We start from the raw sequence: 15091 nt of genomic DNA on the forward strand, positions 1-15091 counted from the left end.
AGAATCAGACGAAAATAAAGTAATAAAACCTAGGAAGAAGAAAAAACCTTAACTATATAGGCGTCAATTTAATTGACGCCTTTTTATCCCATCTATTTTATACTTTAGGGTCATAGGAATCTAAAAATCAAAGCACGACGAATATCCTTTAATTAACTCTAAACACATCATTTTCAACACAACACAGAGTTACATTACCTATTTTCTAAACGGTTGTAGTCCAAGATACCACTTTCTCTTGGTCGGTCTAATTTATTCAGATTGGCAATAGCATCACTAACAAGCCAAAAGTTTGGATGAGTTCGTCGGATACCAAAACTATTTAGAAGCTCAGTATAATCTTTGCGCGTTTTCAATTGGGACACTTGGCCAGCCCAATCGATTAACTCACTTTCTTCAACTTGCATGAGAACATTTGGATAATCACCAAGCACACCTTTTGCTAAAGTGACACCGTCTTCTGCTGGCAAGCGTGCCGATTCTTCATCCAATAAACTAGAAATATTTGAATGGGCCTTGTTATGAATCAGACTTAATACTTCTACAGGAACACCCTGCTTAGTCACTAAGACAGTAACAACATTAGGTAAGAAAACTAAACCTCCACCACGAGCAGCTTGAAGCTGATACAAGGCTTCAATTTGTTTAGTATTTAAAATGCTTTGCTCTAAGTCATAATCATGATCAAGAATTTTTGTCAGCTTTTGACGTAACTTTTCATAGAGTTCAGCTTGACGATCATTTGTTTCATATTTAATTTCAGCTTCTCTATCAATTTTAATGTAATCACTAAAAATGTAATTCTTTATTGTCTGGCTAACATCTCGATACCAATATTTTCGAATTCTTTCTCTATCTTGGGTTGGCAATAGCATCAGGAAGTTCATCTCTCCTTCCATGCGTAAAAAATCCATATATAAGCGAGTTACCAATTGGTGACCCACATTGCCATACACATCAAAACCTGCCACCAACAAATAATGAATACGCTCTAATAATGGGTAATCAATTACCCATGAGGTTTTAGGGTGTTGTCCAACCATACCTTTTACAACAGAGGCGTTATCAAAGTGACGGAAAATAGTTAGCGCAGCATTTTGATTATTGCCATCACCATCCCAGATCATATTCAGATCTAATGGCATTTTCTTCCCAGCGTCACTTTCAATTAATGCCGCTTTTGCGGATAGATAAGATTTTTGCTGTTCAGAGAAGATAACCCATGACGCTAAAGGCAATGTATTACTAGAACCTACAGCGGGTAAGTCAAGTTCTTGTACTTGGTCTTCTAAAAAATCAGCAGAGCCTTTGTTATAAGCCAGCTCAGGATCAACAAAATATACCCAAAATTGCTCATTAATTACATTTACAGCAACCTGACCACGGCAAACGGGCCCCTTAATAAAGGCCATGATGGTATTTTGAGAATGGTCTAATAAAAAACGATAACGAGCATGGGCAGGAATCTCACGAAAAGCCTTAAACGGATTAGTGGCAATTTCTCGTTCATAACCAGGGTCTCTTGTGACTTGGTATTTTTCACCATAAAAGTAAGACATCCAGCGTATATAACGCGCTTCGTCTAATTGCATAGGAATATGATTTTTTTGAACTTTTACTTCAGGATCGGCTAAAAGGCGGTAATAAACTTTAGCTACGCCAGGTGGATCATAAGGTCTGCGTGTGGCAATACGATCAACAGGTTCACCCGGTGGGGTTTTCGATCGTACTAATTGGAAGCGATAGTCTTCACCATCATCAAGGTACAAACTGTATAGATACAAATGCTCGTAAATATAACGAGAAATCAACTGACCTTTTAAGTCATCGCGATTTAGACGAGATTCCCATAATTCGACCTTCATTTGAAGTGTCGATGGTAGCGCCTTCGCTACTGGCATTTTTCCCCCTTTCGCTAACCAACGGGTCAAAATGTCGTACTCTTGGTCACTCAGGGCGGGGAGCCCGTATGGCATCCCCCAATTTGGATAATCTCTCTCAAACTGGGAATACTCTTCTACACTCGAACATTGCTGATCTCGCGCCAAAGAAAAATCATAATCATCTGATAAAACAGGCTGTGTAAACTCTCCCTGTTTTTTGCGTAACGCTATTGCACGATATAGCAGACTACCTTGCAGATTTGCAGAAGGTGATTGCCCCCGTTCATTTAAAACAGGGTGAAAGCCTTTTGTTCTCCACTCTTGAGTAGTTTTTCCATCAATAAATAATCGTGTTGGAGAAGCCGCTAACAAACGAGTTCCATCATAAACTAAGTCCTTTGAACCTCCTCGCTCAATACCTTCTGAAGCGGTCAATTTGAGCTGACAAGGGGCGTCATAACAGGCATGACAGGACACACAACGATTATCTAAAATCGGCTTAACTTGCTCATTATAAAATGTTGCATCATCTTTATTAATATAACTAACACGGTTCTCAGGATTTTCAGCACCGAAAAGGTCATCAAATTGATGCGTTGCATACGCAGCACAGCCTGAAACCAAAATAAGCAAACAAAGAAGTGACAACCAACGAGACATAAAAAGTTTCCTTTTTTACTTCATGCTAAAAGCAAGTCAAAACCTTGCCTCAAATTCAGCCTAAATTAGAAAAACACACACTGAATACAGACAATATATACAGATAAAATAAAAAAACGCCAATGAAGGCGTTTTCTAAAAAACAGATAAGGAAACTAACAACTATTTTTCGTCGTCAATATTCACATCATCTTCAGGATAAGTATCAGATAACTCATAGGCATCATCGCCCATATCATCATTGGCAAGCATTAAAGCTTCTTCATATGCACCGCCAAATTCAATACGAGTAATATCATATAAGTCGTATTCAAAAGTATCGTCAAACCAACGTGCGTCTGAACCAATTTCTTCTAATTCATAGGTCACTGCATCAGCGCGGATAACACGACCGATTTCACAACTATCCGGTTCAATTTCTTCACGGTGAAGGGTAACTAAACCAAACTCTTCGCTAATGTCGATCAACAATACAGCAAGATCATCAAGCTCTACTTCTGGATCAACCACTTCTTCGCCCCGAAGCGCTAATACTTTTTTCTGAAAGTCGTTAAAGGGAGCTGGATGGGCAAAATCGCTAATGTCTTCAAGAAATAGAATTTGATAACCATTAAGACGAATGCTGTCATCCACTAATTGGAGCAAAACCATTTCTTCGTTGGCAGCCACAACAAAACCATCCGTCCAGCTTTCTGGTCCGTCTAGTTCTTCACGAAAAATGCGAACGACATTATTTCGAGTACGAGCTTTTTCCAATTCGATGAGCATATTGGCTCCCTAAAAAAACATGAAAAATAAACATACGCTAGTGTAAACCCAGCCAGCGCAAGGAACAACTATTGCAGCACTTCGTGCCAGTTTTCGATCATATTGATCAAATCTTCTAGACCGCACTCTGACTGAATGCCATCTGTTGATGTTTGGTAAAAGCTTTCTTGAGTATCAAACATGGCTTTTATTTCTTCTTCAGCCGAATCCAGGTCAACTTGACGAGAAACAGAGACCCCCTCCTCACTCAGAATCACATCAAAAGGACCATGTTTGAATTCGGTCGTTTCTTTTTCAGTTTCTGCTAGACGAGCAGCCATTAATACTCGTTGAATACTTTCTAAATCTCGTACATATTCAGAAATCCACTCGCCAATTGCTGCGAATTCATACCCTGTGTATATACGATAAATATTTTCGTCTTGGTCAAAAGCAATTTCATAATCCATGACAGTGAACCTCACTAATGGTCATCTAAATTTTCATCTTGCTTAGTGGATTGCGCCTGATTTTCACGATAAGCACGATTGCTCGCTTGTTGACGTTGAGGTATAGCGGCGGCTAATCTTGCTAGCCGAACTGCTTCCTTCTTCGCTTTTGCTTCTTCAACCAAACGCTCTTCCAATGCAATCATTTCGGGCGTTTCCATCACATAAGGACCAATCGCACCCGTTCTTACATCATTTAAAAATACTTCAGCTGCTTTGTGCATATCGACCTTGCCACCAGACCGCAAAGCACCGCGCTTAGAACCAATAACCTTCAAAACGTCATAAGGATCATCGGCAATTTCTTTTAACTTATAACGACTCACCAATGCATCCAAGTAATCGCTAATAAAGAATTTCAAGCCAACCAAAGCTACATCTTCGTAATCAATTGCTGTATCCCGAACTGCACCGGTTACCGCTAGACGATAACTAGCATCTGGATTTTCAATTTTTGGCCATAAAATGCCTGGTGTATCCAACAACTGAAAGCCATTGGTTACTTTTAATTTTTGTTGCGACTTGGTAACAGCAGGCTCATCACCCACTTTTGCCACACGGCGACCAAGCAACGCATTCATCAAACTGGATTTTCCCACATTAGGAATACCGGCGATCATCGCACGAATCGGTTTTTCAGCACTGCCTCGATGGGGAACCATTTGGCTTACCCATTGGCTAATTTTAGCAACGTCAACTTTATCAAGTGTTGAAAAAGGATGTGCTAATACTGTCTCGCTACCTCGCCAATGTTCTAACCAAAGATCCAAACGAGCTTTGTCAGCTAAGTCTTTTTTATTCAAAAGACGAAGAACAGGAACCTCACCACGCAATGTATTTAACATAGGGTTTTGACTAGAGTCAGGAATACGGGCATCTAATACTTCGATGACTATATCCACCTGCGTCATAACCTCTTCGATTTCTCGACGCGCTTTGTTCATGTGCCCTGGATACCACTGAACGGCCAAGCTAATTCCCCCTGTTGTTATGATCGCATTTATGATGAAGTGCTATGATTAAGTACGACCAAGTCTTTTTCGGTGGCGGATTCTACCACAAGTTCCAATTAAGATAGAGAAAATACTCTCTCAAGATACCATTAGTTTTTTATCATGCACTTGGTGCAGCTCTGACTTAAGTCAAGGTTGCTAGAAAGCTAAACACCTATACTCATCTACGTCATATTAAGCACAAGAAAGGAATCTGCACCTAACTTGAAGCTTGTGTGATTGTTCTCTTGACCGAACTTAGTTTTTCTAAGTTCACTTAGCCGAGGCTGCGTGTGGCCTCGGCTTTTTTCATTTCCTGATCAACAAACTTCAGTAAGTCTGGATATAAAGCCAAAAACGGCCTCTCCGCTTGCTCAATAACATTAGGAAGATCATCAACAAAGTCCTGTAAATACTCGCCATATCGCCAGCGCCGCATAATGGAACGTATGGCTTTTTCTACACCATCAGCGGTTCCTAGTGTTGATAACCAATTGTCCGCCTCTAATGAGCTAATCATATTTTTCAAACGTTCAGGGCTACGCTCTTTATCTAACGTCAAACCCAATACCGCTTGATCACAAAATACCTCTAAAGGCATTACACCAAAACGAGACCAGTTTTGGATTAACCAATAATCCATGACAATGTCTTGCACTATGCCAGCGAAGCGTCTCCGGCCATTTCTTGGCATAGAACGATATTCGACACTGGCCGCATGCTGATCAACCATAACATCAACTTGTTGATGCAAACGCCAACCTTCTAACAAATCTGCATCCAGCAAATTCGCATTTACTGGAAAATCACCCAATAAATTACCAACCCAAGATGTTTGAGTTATGGACGCTATATGCAGATGAGCAAAATAATTCATATTTACCTATTTATTTAAACCTAATGCTTTAAATAAAACACAATTCTGATCTAAATGTGCTGAAACAACACGGTCTTACTGTATTTTTACTTATTTATTTGTAAGAATACCTAGCTACCCTTTTGGCCAAAAGCCATATAAAACGTCATTTCCTCGTCAAATACTCTACAAAAAAAGACGATTGAATCACTTGCAGACAAAGCAGAGCAACGCACCACACATAAATGAGGTCTAAAGTAATGAAGATCAAGGTTATTATAGCCTGTTGTTTGACACTTATTTTATGCAACAAGGTGAACGCAACAAAATTAGAAATTGCTTTAAACGCAGATCCAATCTCATTAGACCCCCACGAACAGCTTTCCGAAGGAACATTGCAGTTTTCTCATTTCACTTTTGACCCCTTATTACGGTGGAACAAAAGCGGTCAATTTGAAGCTCGACTGGCCACAAAATGGCAACGTATCGACGCACACACCATGCGTTTCTTTTTAAGACAAAACGTCACTTTTCATTCTGGTAATCCATTTTCAGCAAAAGATGTGGTTTACACCATTAACCGTTTAAAAACGTCGCCGGATTTTCGCGCCATGTTTGACAGCATAGCCTCAGCAACTGCTATCAATGACTATACTGTTGATGTTCATGCGACCTCACCTAACCCACTACTTTTAAATATCATGGCTTATGTGTTCCCAATGGATCAGGCTTTCTATCAAGGTCGAGATGAAATTATTAAATATGGTAAAACCTTTGCGTCTCAAAATGTCTCAGGTACAGGTCCATTTGTATTTATAAACCGTGAACTTGGTAGTCGAATGGAATTAAAGCGTAATTACAATTATTGGGACGTAGACTCACCTGGTAATGTAGACACGGTTATTCTAACGCCTATCCGTACCGACTCAACAAGACTCGCTGCCTTATTCTCAGGTGATGTTGATTTCATATTCCCTATATCACCTATTGATATTGAACGAACCAAGCGGGCCGCAGGCATTCAGCTTGTCACTTTGCCAAGCACTCGTATTTTATTGTTACATATGAATCAAAATCGACGTCAAGAATTCAAAGACGTTAGAGTCAGAAAAGCAATTAATCTCGCAATCAACCAAACACTTATTGTAGATAAAATATTAAAGGGCCATGCTACACCAGCAGGACAATTAAGCGCAGATCGTTTCCTTGGTCACGTCCAAGACTTAGAGCCTGAATACGATTTACGCAAAGCACAAGACTTAATGAAACAAGCAGGCTACGAGAAAGGCTTTCGTATTAGCATGATGGCGCCAAACAATCGCTACATGAATGATGAGAAAGTTGCCCAAGCTGTTGCCGCCATGTTAGCCAGGATTAATATAACGGTAGATTTAAAAACATTACCTAAAGCTCAGTATTTTCAAGAATTTGATAATCATACAGCAGATATTATGATGCTTGGCTGGCAATCGGACACTATGGATTCCAACAACTTATTCGAGTTCATCATTGCCTGCCCAAACAATAAAACAGGATTAGGTGCTTATAACGCCAGCGAATATTGTCGCCCTAGTATCGACAATGATATTCATCAAGCAAACAGAGAGATGAATCCAGAAAGACGTCTTCGCTTATTGCAGAAAATAGAACGAACTATATATGAAGATGCCGCTGTTGTTCCCCTTTACTGGCAATATCTTTCTTGGGCTGCGAAAAGCAAAGTTAAAATACAAGACATTGTAAATGACCAGAATTACCCTTATTTGGGAGACCTGTTCATTGATGAATAACAACCACTCGAAGTACTTTGCCACCAGCATACAAGGAAAACTTATCTCAATGATCAAAAGGAAAAAAATCACCAGATGCTGATTTTCTTACTTCGCCGTTTAATGCAAGCTTGCTTTGTTATGATCATCATTAGTGTGATCAGCTTTGCTATCCAAGACAAGCTGGGTGATCCAGTACAACAAATGGTCAGCATGACGGCATCCTTAGATGAGCGAGAGCAATTACGTGAGCAGCTAGGCCTAAATGACGGCTTCTTAAGTCAATATTGGCGTTTTGCCAAAGGAGCTATTCAAGGTGACCTTGGTACGTCTTACTATTATAAAGAACCTGCTTTAGACGTCATTCTTAAAAAACTTCCGGCTACATTAGAACTGGTTTTTTGTGCAATTTTACTCATTATCATCGTCGCCACGCCTTGTGGCGTATTAGCCGCGATCAAACCTAAACACCCAGTTTCTCGTTTATTAATGATACTAAGCTCCATCGGCCTTTCCGTGCCTATTTTTATTATTGCAATTTTCATGGTTTATATTTTTTCCGTGGAATGGAATATAGCGCCAAGTTTTGGTCGTGGACAAACCACTGAAATATTAGGTTTATGGGACAGTGGCATCTTCACCAAAGACGGATTAAGCCATTTACTTCTTCCAAGCCTCTCTCTTGCCATTGCACTGATGCCTATTTTTGTTCGATTAATCCGAGCAGAAATGATGGAGGTTTTACAATCAGAATACATTCGCTTTGCCTGGTCAAAAGGACTTTCCGCTAAACGTATTTATTTTATACATGCATTGAAAAACACCATGTTGCCGGTCATTACCGTTGGCGGCATTCAAGCAGGAACCTTAGTGGCTTATACCATATTAACGGAAACTATTTTTCAATGGCCGGGAATGGGATTCTTATTTATGGACGCGGTTAGTCGAGTCGATACGCCACTTGTCGCTGCTTATCTGATCGTTGTCGGAGGCATGTTCGTTATAACCAATACTCTTGTTGATTTAATTTACGGTTTAGTAAATCCAACAGTCCGCCTAGCGAGCCATGGCCTATGAAATATTCAAAGAAAGATCTTATCCATCCTATTTCAGGTAGTCGCTGGAATCATATTTGGTCAGGTTTTGTCGGTGATAAACTGGCGGTTTTAGCACTGATTATTTTCATCTTCTACTGTCTTGTGGCTTTACTTGCTCCCTTGGTTGCCCCCTTTGATGTGAATGATCCAGCCTTTATGGATTTAATGAACTCCGAAATTGCACCTAGTTGGATAAGTCATGACACACACTTCCTATTGGGAACCGATGCTCAAGGCCGAGATTTACTTTCAGTTATTTTATATGGCACTCGACTTTCTCTTACTATTGGTATTTGTGCGGTTTTAATACAAGCCACATTAGGTATTTGTATTGGTTTAATGGCTGGGTATTTAGGTGGACGAGTAGATAACTTTTTAATGCGCTGCGCAGACATCCAACTGTCTTTTTCTAACATGATGGTAGCTATCGTTTTTCTCGCCATTTTCCAATCCGTATTCGGCATTGCTATGTATCAACAATTGGCCATGGTGATATTAATACTTGTAATTGGATTGACAGAATGGCCTCTTTTCGCTCGAACCATCCGGGCCTCTGTGTTGGCAGAAAAGCAAAAAGAATATGTCGATGCAGCAAGAGTTATGGGCATCAGTTCAAAACGCATCATGTTTCGTCATATATTGCCTAACACCTTGTCTCCAGTGTTAGTTATCTTTACGGTACAAATTGCCAATGCCATTGTGGCAGAAGCTGCCCTGTCTTTTTTAGGACTCGGAATGCCAGCGACCGAGCCGTCTCTTGGCTCTCTTATTTCAGAAGGTTTTGCCTATATGTTTGCTGGCTCATGGTGGATTTGCGTACTTCCAAGTGTCACTCTGATCATCTTGATATTAGCAATGAACTTACTTGGAGATTGGTTACGCGATCACCTAAATCCAAGGACGTATAAAGACTAATATGAATCTATTAAGCGTCAGTAACCTAAACGTCAACTTCCAAATGAAGAAGCAAGAACTTGCCGCCTTGATTGACGTCAGCTTCACTCTAAATCGTGGAGAACGCATTGCCATTGTCGGTGAATCCGGTGCAGGAAAATCCATATTAGGTTTCTCTATTGTTAATTTAATCAGCAAGCCTGGTTACATAAAATCAGGTTCAATTAAACTGGAGAATAAAGAACTCACTAAGATGAGTTTACGCCAACTACAAGAAGTCCGTGGTAAGCGCATCGCCATGATATTTCAAGACCCTATGATGACGCTAAACCCAGTCATTTCCATTGGCGATCAGCTAGTCGAAACTATTCGTAGCCATACTAAAATCTCCTATAAAGATGCTCGTGGTATCGCTATAGAAAAACTACATAAGGTACAAATAGCGTCCCCGGAAACACGTTTTGACCAATACCCACATGAATTGTCTGGTGGTATGCGTCAACGGGTCATCATTGCCTCTGTTCTTTTATTGAATCCAGACATCATCATCGCTGACGAACCAACAACCGCCTTGGATGTAACAATTCAAGCAGAAATACTTCAGCTGCTGCTCGCCATTTGTCGCGACAATGGCGTTGCACTGGTATTAATTAGTCATGACCTTGGCGTAGTGTCAAAAGTCGCTGAACGTACCTTGGTAATGTATGCTGGTCATATTGTTGAGGAAGGCCCTACGCTTGAGATTATCAATGACCCCCAACATCCTTACACACAAGGTTTGTTAAATGCCTTACCACAAATGACATTACCGGGCCAACGCCTTAACCAAATTCAAGGCAGTATGCCATCATTGTCAGAACGCCCAACAGGCTGCGCTTTCCACCCACGCTGCCCTTACGCCACAGAAAGGTGTAGACAAGAACAACCCAGCTTTATTCATAGTGGTGTTTCCAGCGTTGCCTGCTTTTTAGTAGAAGATATGGTCAATGAATTTACTAACCAAGATGAGGAGGAAAATCAATGACGACTCCTCTTATTCAAATTAACGGTCTGGAAAAGTCTTTTTCAACCAATGAAAGCTGGCTTAGCCAATGGCGCTTTCGCCAAGGCAAACTGGCCAGACACAAAGACAGTGTTCATGCACTCAATGGCGTTAACTTAACAATCAACCAAGGTGAAACCTTGTGCGTTGTCGGCGAGACTGGATGCGGAAAATCGACCCTTGCTCGTGCCATCATGGGGCTAACACAACCAACAGCTGGCGAAATACATTACCTTGATCAACGTATCGATCAACTCAATGACCGCCAACGCATGTTTTTCCGTCGCCGTATGCAAATGGTATTTCAAAACCCTTATGCATCTTTGAATCCTAGAATGACGGTCTATCAAACTCTTAGTGAGCCTATTGCGTTTCATAACCCGCAACTTTCTAGAATTGAGATTGATGAGGAAATCGAGGCGCTTTTAGAATCCGTTGGTATTGCAGCCTCTAGTTCTGACCTTTATCCCCATGAGTTTTCTGGAGGACAGCGTCAGCGAATTAGCCTTGCTCGTGCATTATCGGTTGAACCTGACTTTATCGTTGCTGATGAGCCTTTGTCAGCACTAGATGTATCGGTTCAAGCACAAGTATTGAACTTGATGATGGACAAACAAGAAGAACGAAATCTTAGTTATCTTTTCATCACTCACGATTTGGCGGTTGTAGAGCATTTCGCAACCAGAGTTGCAGTTATGTATCTAGGTCGAATTTGTGAATTAGCGCCAACCAGCGAATTATTTAGTAACCCTAAACATCCTTATACTCGCGCCTTATTGTCTGCTATTCCACGATTAGACAGCACAATAGCACAACCTATTCGATTGATTGGTGAAGTTCCAACCCCGATCGAAAAACCTATTGGCTGTGTTTTCCAAGCTCGATGCCCACATGCAAATCAACGCTGCTACGAAACATCTCCAAGCATGTTACTTCAAAGCGACACTAGCAGTGTCGCCTGTCACGCTATTGAGGAGGGACGAATATGATTCATTCGGCTTTTCTTTCTTTGCGTCAGGAGGTTCCATGGAAATAAGATGGCTTGAGGACTTTATTGCCCTAGCAAAAACGCGTCATTTCTCCCGTGCGGCTGATGAACAAAACGTCACTCAGCCAACCTTTAGTCGACGTATTAAATTGCTCGAAGAGGAAATGCGTGTCACCTTGATTGATCGCAACACCTTGCCCTTGTCTTTAACTCCAGCAGGCGAAGTCTTCTTGCAAAGTGCTGAATTAATTACTCGGCAACTCAGGGACACTAAAGAACGCTGCCAAGAGATTAAGAAACAGGAAGAATCTCAGGTGCGTTTTGTTACTACACAAACCCTCTTCCTGAGCTTTTATAAAGAAGTTATTGAACCATTCTGTCAGGATATCGAGATGGATTTAGACATCAATATGAAGTCTAGTTCTTGGCTTGGTATCGACTTCGTCAATTCCTTGGTGGATCAAAAATGCGACATCATGCTGTGTTACTGGCACCCAGCGATTAACTTCATTCGAGCTATTGATGACGAACAATACGAATACATAGTAATCGCCGAAGAAACCTTAATTCCATGCAGTGCCACCGATGACTCGGGTGAGCCTAAATTCACCTTGCCAGGTGCGAAACGCAAGCCTATTCCCTACATTGGTTATTATGAAAACTCGTTTTTACAGCCTGTGATTCATCACCACTTACAGAGACAAAGAGAAGTACCACAGTTACAAACCATCTCTGAGAATTATCATTCTGTAAGTATAAAAGCCATGGTAAAAGAAGGTTACGGCATTGGCTGGATTCCAAAACGCCTCATGCTGGACACACTTAACTACGGTAAAGTGGCATTAGCTGGCGAGGAAAACTGGAATATTCCTTTAGAAATACGCTTATACCGATCCAAATTCAATCAGAATCCAAACCTGACGCAATTCTGGGAAGCGTTAAAAGACAAAGTGCGTAGCAACAATAACGCCTTCTAGTTACACTATTCCCAATGTGTTAAAAAAGTTACGACAGCAAAATAAAATCAGAACAATAAAAAAGGACCCAATGTAACCATTGGGTCCTTTCTTTATAATCGATAACACAAGAATTATGTATTCAGATTATTTAGAAACATCTTTCTCATTTAGGGCGACAATCATTGGATCGGTTCCCATAGAATTCGCACCAAAAGCCTTGCTAAAAAGATAACCTTGACCAATGTCACAACCAAACTCTTGCAGCATGATTAACTGTTTCACGTCAGTAATACCCTCAGCAATCACCTTTAAGTTTAAATTATGACTTAAACCAATAATAGCGTGAGTCAAAGCTGCATGATCTCTGTCTTCGGTAATATCACGAATAAATACCTGATCAATCTTAATATAGTCAAACGGCAAATCTTTCAAATAGCTTAAACTTGAATAACCCGTTCCAAAATCATCAATCGCTAACTTAATACCTAAACGACTAATTCGGCGTAAAAGTTCTGCACAACTTTCCGCGTCTTCAATCAAGATAGATTCGGTTACTTCAATCTCCAACAGACCCGGATCAATTTTATATTTATCCAGTAATACTAAAAGGTTGGGTAAAAAGTCAGTTCGCTTTAATTGTGCAGCAGAACAATTAATGGCAATTGGCGGAACACTAATACCCTGCTCTTGCCACTCAATAATATGTCGGAAAGCTTGTTCGAATACCCACTCACCCAAAGATAAAATGATGCCAGTCTGTTCTGCAATGGGGATGAATTCAGCAGGCGAAACCGCGCCTAGCTCATCATCATTCCAACGTAATAAAGCTTCCATACCAACACAACGTTCAGTGACAATGTCTACTTTCGGTTGAAAATGCAGCTCAAATTTTTCATGTAACAAGGCTTGCCTTAATCGAGATTCTATTCTCACATTACGCGCGAACTGTTTACCCATTTCGCCATCATAAAAGTGATAGGTTGCTCGACCTAGCGTTTTAGCTTTATAAACCGCCATATCCGCATTCTTAATCAACGTCACTGCGTCTTTACCAAATTCCGGGTACATAGCGACGCCAATAGAGCAGCCAATATTAAGTGTTCGCCTGTCAACAAAATAACTCTGGCTAATTTTCTGTATCACTTCCTTCGCTAATAATTCGAGATGAGGGATATCATGCTTGTTATTGCTTGCCAGTAATACAACAAAAGCGTCACCACCTAAATAGCCAATTACCGCCTCTTCAGGTAAAACAGAATTTAGACGCTGCCCAACCTTGATCAATAGTTTATCGCCCACTTCATGACCAAATGCATCGTTAATGGTTTTAAAATGGTCTAAATCAAGAACAAAGGTAGCAATCCAGTCACCTTTCTCTTGGTTACTATCAATTAACCCTGTCAAAAGTTTTTGAATTTGATAACGGCTAGCTAGGCCTGTCAGATCATCTGTTTCAATTCGCTTATTTAACAAATTAAGAGCGAAATAGTAGGCAGACGACAATTTCTGGGTATAAAAGAATAAAAACAAAGCAACAAAAGCAAACAGAACCAGTGGCCATACCACTGAATCCCAATGAATTAAACTAGAGATATTCATTGAAAAACGAGTATCTACACGCCATTCACGCCCAGCATAACGGACTATTTGGGTGTCATACTTACCGTCTTCCCATACAGATGTTTCAAAAGAAGAACCAGCAAACCAAACCAATGAACCAGTATCACTCACATCAGCAATTCGATAGGACACACTATGATTTTTCAAAAGTCCGATTTGTTCCAATAAATCGTCGATTCTAAAATAAGTCCCCACCATGCCATGAAAGCCAAACTTATCCGTTAACTTATAAGAACGAGCATCAATAGGTAAATAAATAGGCATTCTTAAGATAAAGGTATCCGTACCGGTTGTTGACTCCCAGCCAGACAATAAGATTTTAGTTGGCTCAGATAAGACATAACCTAATGAGGTTCGTGCACGGCTAATAGTGTCTGAGTATCGATACTCAGAGGATAAAAGGTCATAACCATAAGAGAGCTTATCAGGATAACCAAGGCCAAGAGCAAGGTAGCCTGCTCTGTCTCCTTCTGGGTGAATAGCAAAGCTATCATCCTTTAATATATTTCTTTGCTTTGTCTCGTAATCGGCTTTTTTATTAGCAGGAACATACTGTGCAAAATAAAACCCTGCATTAAGCTGAGGAGATAAGCTTTGAAGGTAGCGGGTGAAATGTTCTGGAGAGATATCTTCTTTGCTAGATTGAATAAGAGAGGAAATAGATGTCAACACTAAAGCGTGTTGAGATAAACCATCATGCAATGTTTCAGTAAAATGAATACCAGATTCTTTTTGTGCGAGACGAATATGTTTGTATTCTTCTAAATAAATCGTACTACTTGTCACCACACCACATAAGAAGACAACAGCTAATATGATGTAGTGCATTTTTTTATTTTTCACATGGCCCTGTGAAGAGTTCATTATTTACCCATTATTATGTTAAAAAACAAAAATTTGTCTCTGCAATACATCGTATTTTGCATAATTAAACACTTTACCTAAAAATCACCTAGCCGACACGGAATAAATGGTTAAGAAAAGTATTTTCTGTGTATTTCTGTTATCCTCCCCATATTATTTACTCTACTAGACAGGCATTTTGTGACCCAATTTAACCACGCTTTAACCAACC

12 protein-coding genes are annotated in these 15091 nt (G+C 40.3%); 6 read left to right on the forward strand and 6 right to left on the reverse strand.

All coding sequences use genetic code 11. The features are described 5' to 3' along the window. Positions 1–194 precede the first annotated feature (194 nt). The 5 genes from AC0L3Y_RS16855 to AC0L3Y_RS16875 form a co-directional block, all read right to left on the reverse strand. Positions 195–2543, reverse strand: a complete 2349-nt coding sequence (locus tag AC0L3Y_RS16855) for a fatty acid cis/trans isomerase (RefSeq protein WP_473466705.1) — start codon at positions 2541–2543, stop codon at positions 195–197. Between the two features lie 162 nt (positions 2544–2705). After that, complete coding sequence (locus AC0L3Y_RS16860) at positions 2706–3311, reverse strand: hypothetical protein (protein ID WP_473466707.1); 606 nt, start codon at positions 3309–3311, stop codon at positions 2706–2708. A 68-nt stretch (positions 3312–3379) separates the two neighbouring features. Beyond that, entirely contained in the window at positions 3380–3760 is a 381-nt protein-coding gene (locus tag AC0L3Y_RS16865) for a YacL family protein (RefSeq protein ID WP_473466709.1), read from the reverse strand. A gap of 14 nt (positions 3761–3774) precedes the next feature. Continuing rightward, positions 3775–4770, reverse strand: a complete 996-nt coding sequence (gene ylqF, locus AC0L3Y_RS16870) for a ribosome biogenesis GTPase YlqF (RefSeq protein WP_473466711.1) — start codon at positions 4768–4770, stop codon at positions 3775–3777. Between the two features lie 298 nt (positions 4771–5068). Next, a complete protein-coding gene (locus AC0L3Y_RS16875; protein WP_473466713.1) occupies positions 5069–5668 on the reverse strand; it encodes an acyl carrier protein phosphodiesterase in 600 nt (199 codons plus the stop codon). 239 nt (positions 5669–5907) lie between these two features. Here AC0L3Y_RS16875 and AC0L3Y_RS16880 point away from each other — a divergent pair, with 239 nt between their 5' ends. The 6 genes from AC0L3Y_RS16880 to AC0L3Y_RS16905 all read left to right on the forward strand — a co-directional run bounded on the left by AC0L3Y_RS16880 (position 5908) and on the right by AC0L3Y_RS16905 (position 12414). Continuing rightward, on the forward strand, positions 5908–7437 hold the full coding sequence (locus AC0L3Y_RS16880; RefSeq protein ID WP_473466715.1) for an ABC transporter substrate-binding protein: 1530 nt from the start codon (positions 5908–5910) through the stop codon (positions 7435–7437). A 75-nt stretch (positions 7438–7512) separates the two neighbouring features. Beyond that, positions 7513–8493, forward strand: a complete 981-nt coding sequence (locus tag AC0L3Y_RS16885; protein ID WP_473466716.1) for an ABC transporter permease — start codon at positions 7513–7515, stop codon at positions 8491–8493. Beyond that, the gene (locus AC0L3Y_RS16890; RefSeq protein WP_473466718.1) at positions 8490–9428 is read left to right on the forward strand and encodes an ABC transporter permease; all 939 of its coding nucleotides are present in this window, start codon (positions 8490–8492) and stop codon (positions 9426–9428) included. Before AC0L3Y_RS16885 ends, AC0L3Y_RS16890 begins: the two co-directional genes overlap by 4 nt. A 1-nt stretch (position 9429) precedes the next feature. Continuing rightward, positions 9430–10431, forward strand: coding sequence for an ABC transporter ATP-binding protein (locus tag AC0L3Y_RS16895; RefSeq protein WP_473466720.1), 1002 nt, complete (start codon positions 9430–9432; stop codon positions 10429–10431). Continuing rightward, the gene (locus tag AC0L3Y_RS16900; protein ID WP_473466722.1) at positions 10428–11438 is read left to right on the forward strand and encodes an ABC transporter ATP-binding protein; all 1011 of its coding nucleotides are present in this window, start codon (positions 10428–10430) and stop codon (positions 11436–11438) included. The genes AC0L3Y_RS16895 and AC0L3Y_RS16900 overlap by 4 nt, the downstream gene beginning before the upstream one ends. A gap of 37 nt (positions 11439–11475) precedes the next feature. Next, positions 11476–12414 carry a LysR family transcriptional regulator gene (locus tag AC0L3Y_RS16905; RefSeq protein ID WP_473466725.1) on the forward strand — a complete coding sequence of 313 codons (939 nt, stop codon included), beginning with the start codon at positions 11476–11478 and terminating at the stop codon, positions 12412–12414. A gap of 126 nt (positions 12415–12540) precedes the next feature. Here AC0L3Y_RS16905 and AC0L3Y_RS16910 read toward each other — a convergent pair whose 3' ends face one another. Then, positions 12541–14880 carry a bifunctional diguanylate cyclase/phosphodiesterase gene (locus tag AC0L3Y_RS16910; RefSeq protein ID WP_473466727.1) on the reverse strand — a complete coding sequence of 780 codons (2340 nt, stop codon included), beginning with the start codon at positions 14878–14880 and terminating at the stop codon, positions 12541–12543. Between the last annotated feature and the right edge of the window lie 211 nt (positions 14881–15091).

This window comes from Marinomonas sp. GJ51-14 (assembly GCF_055808695.1).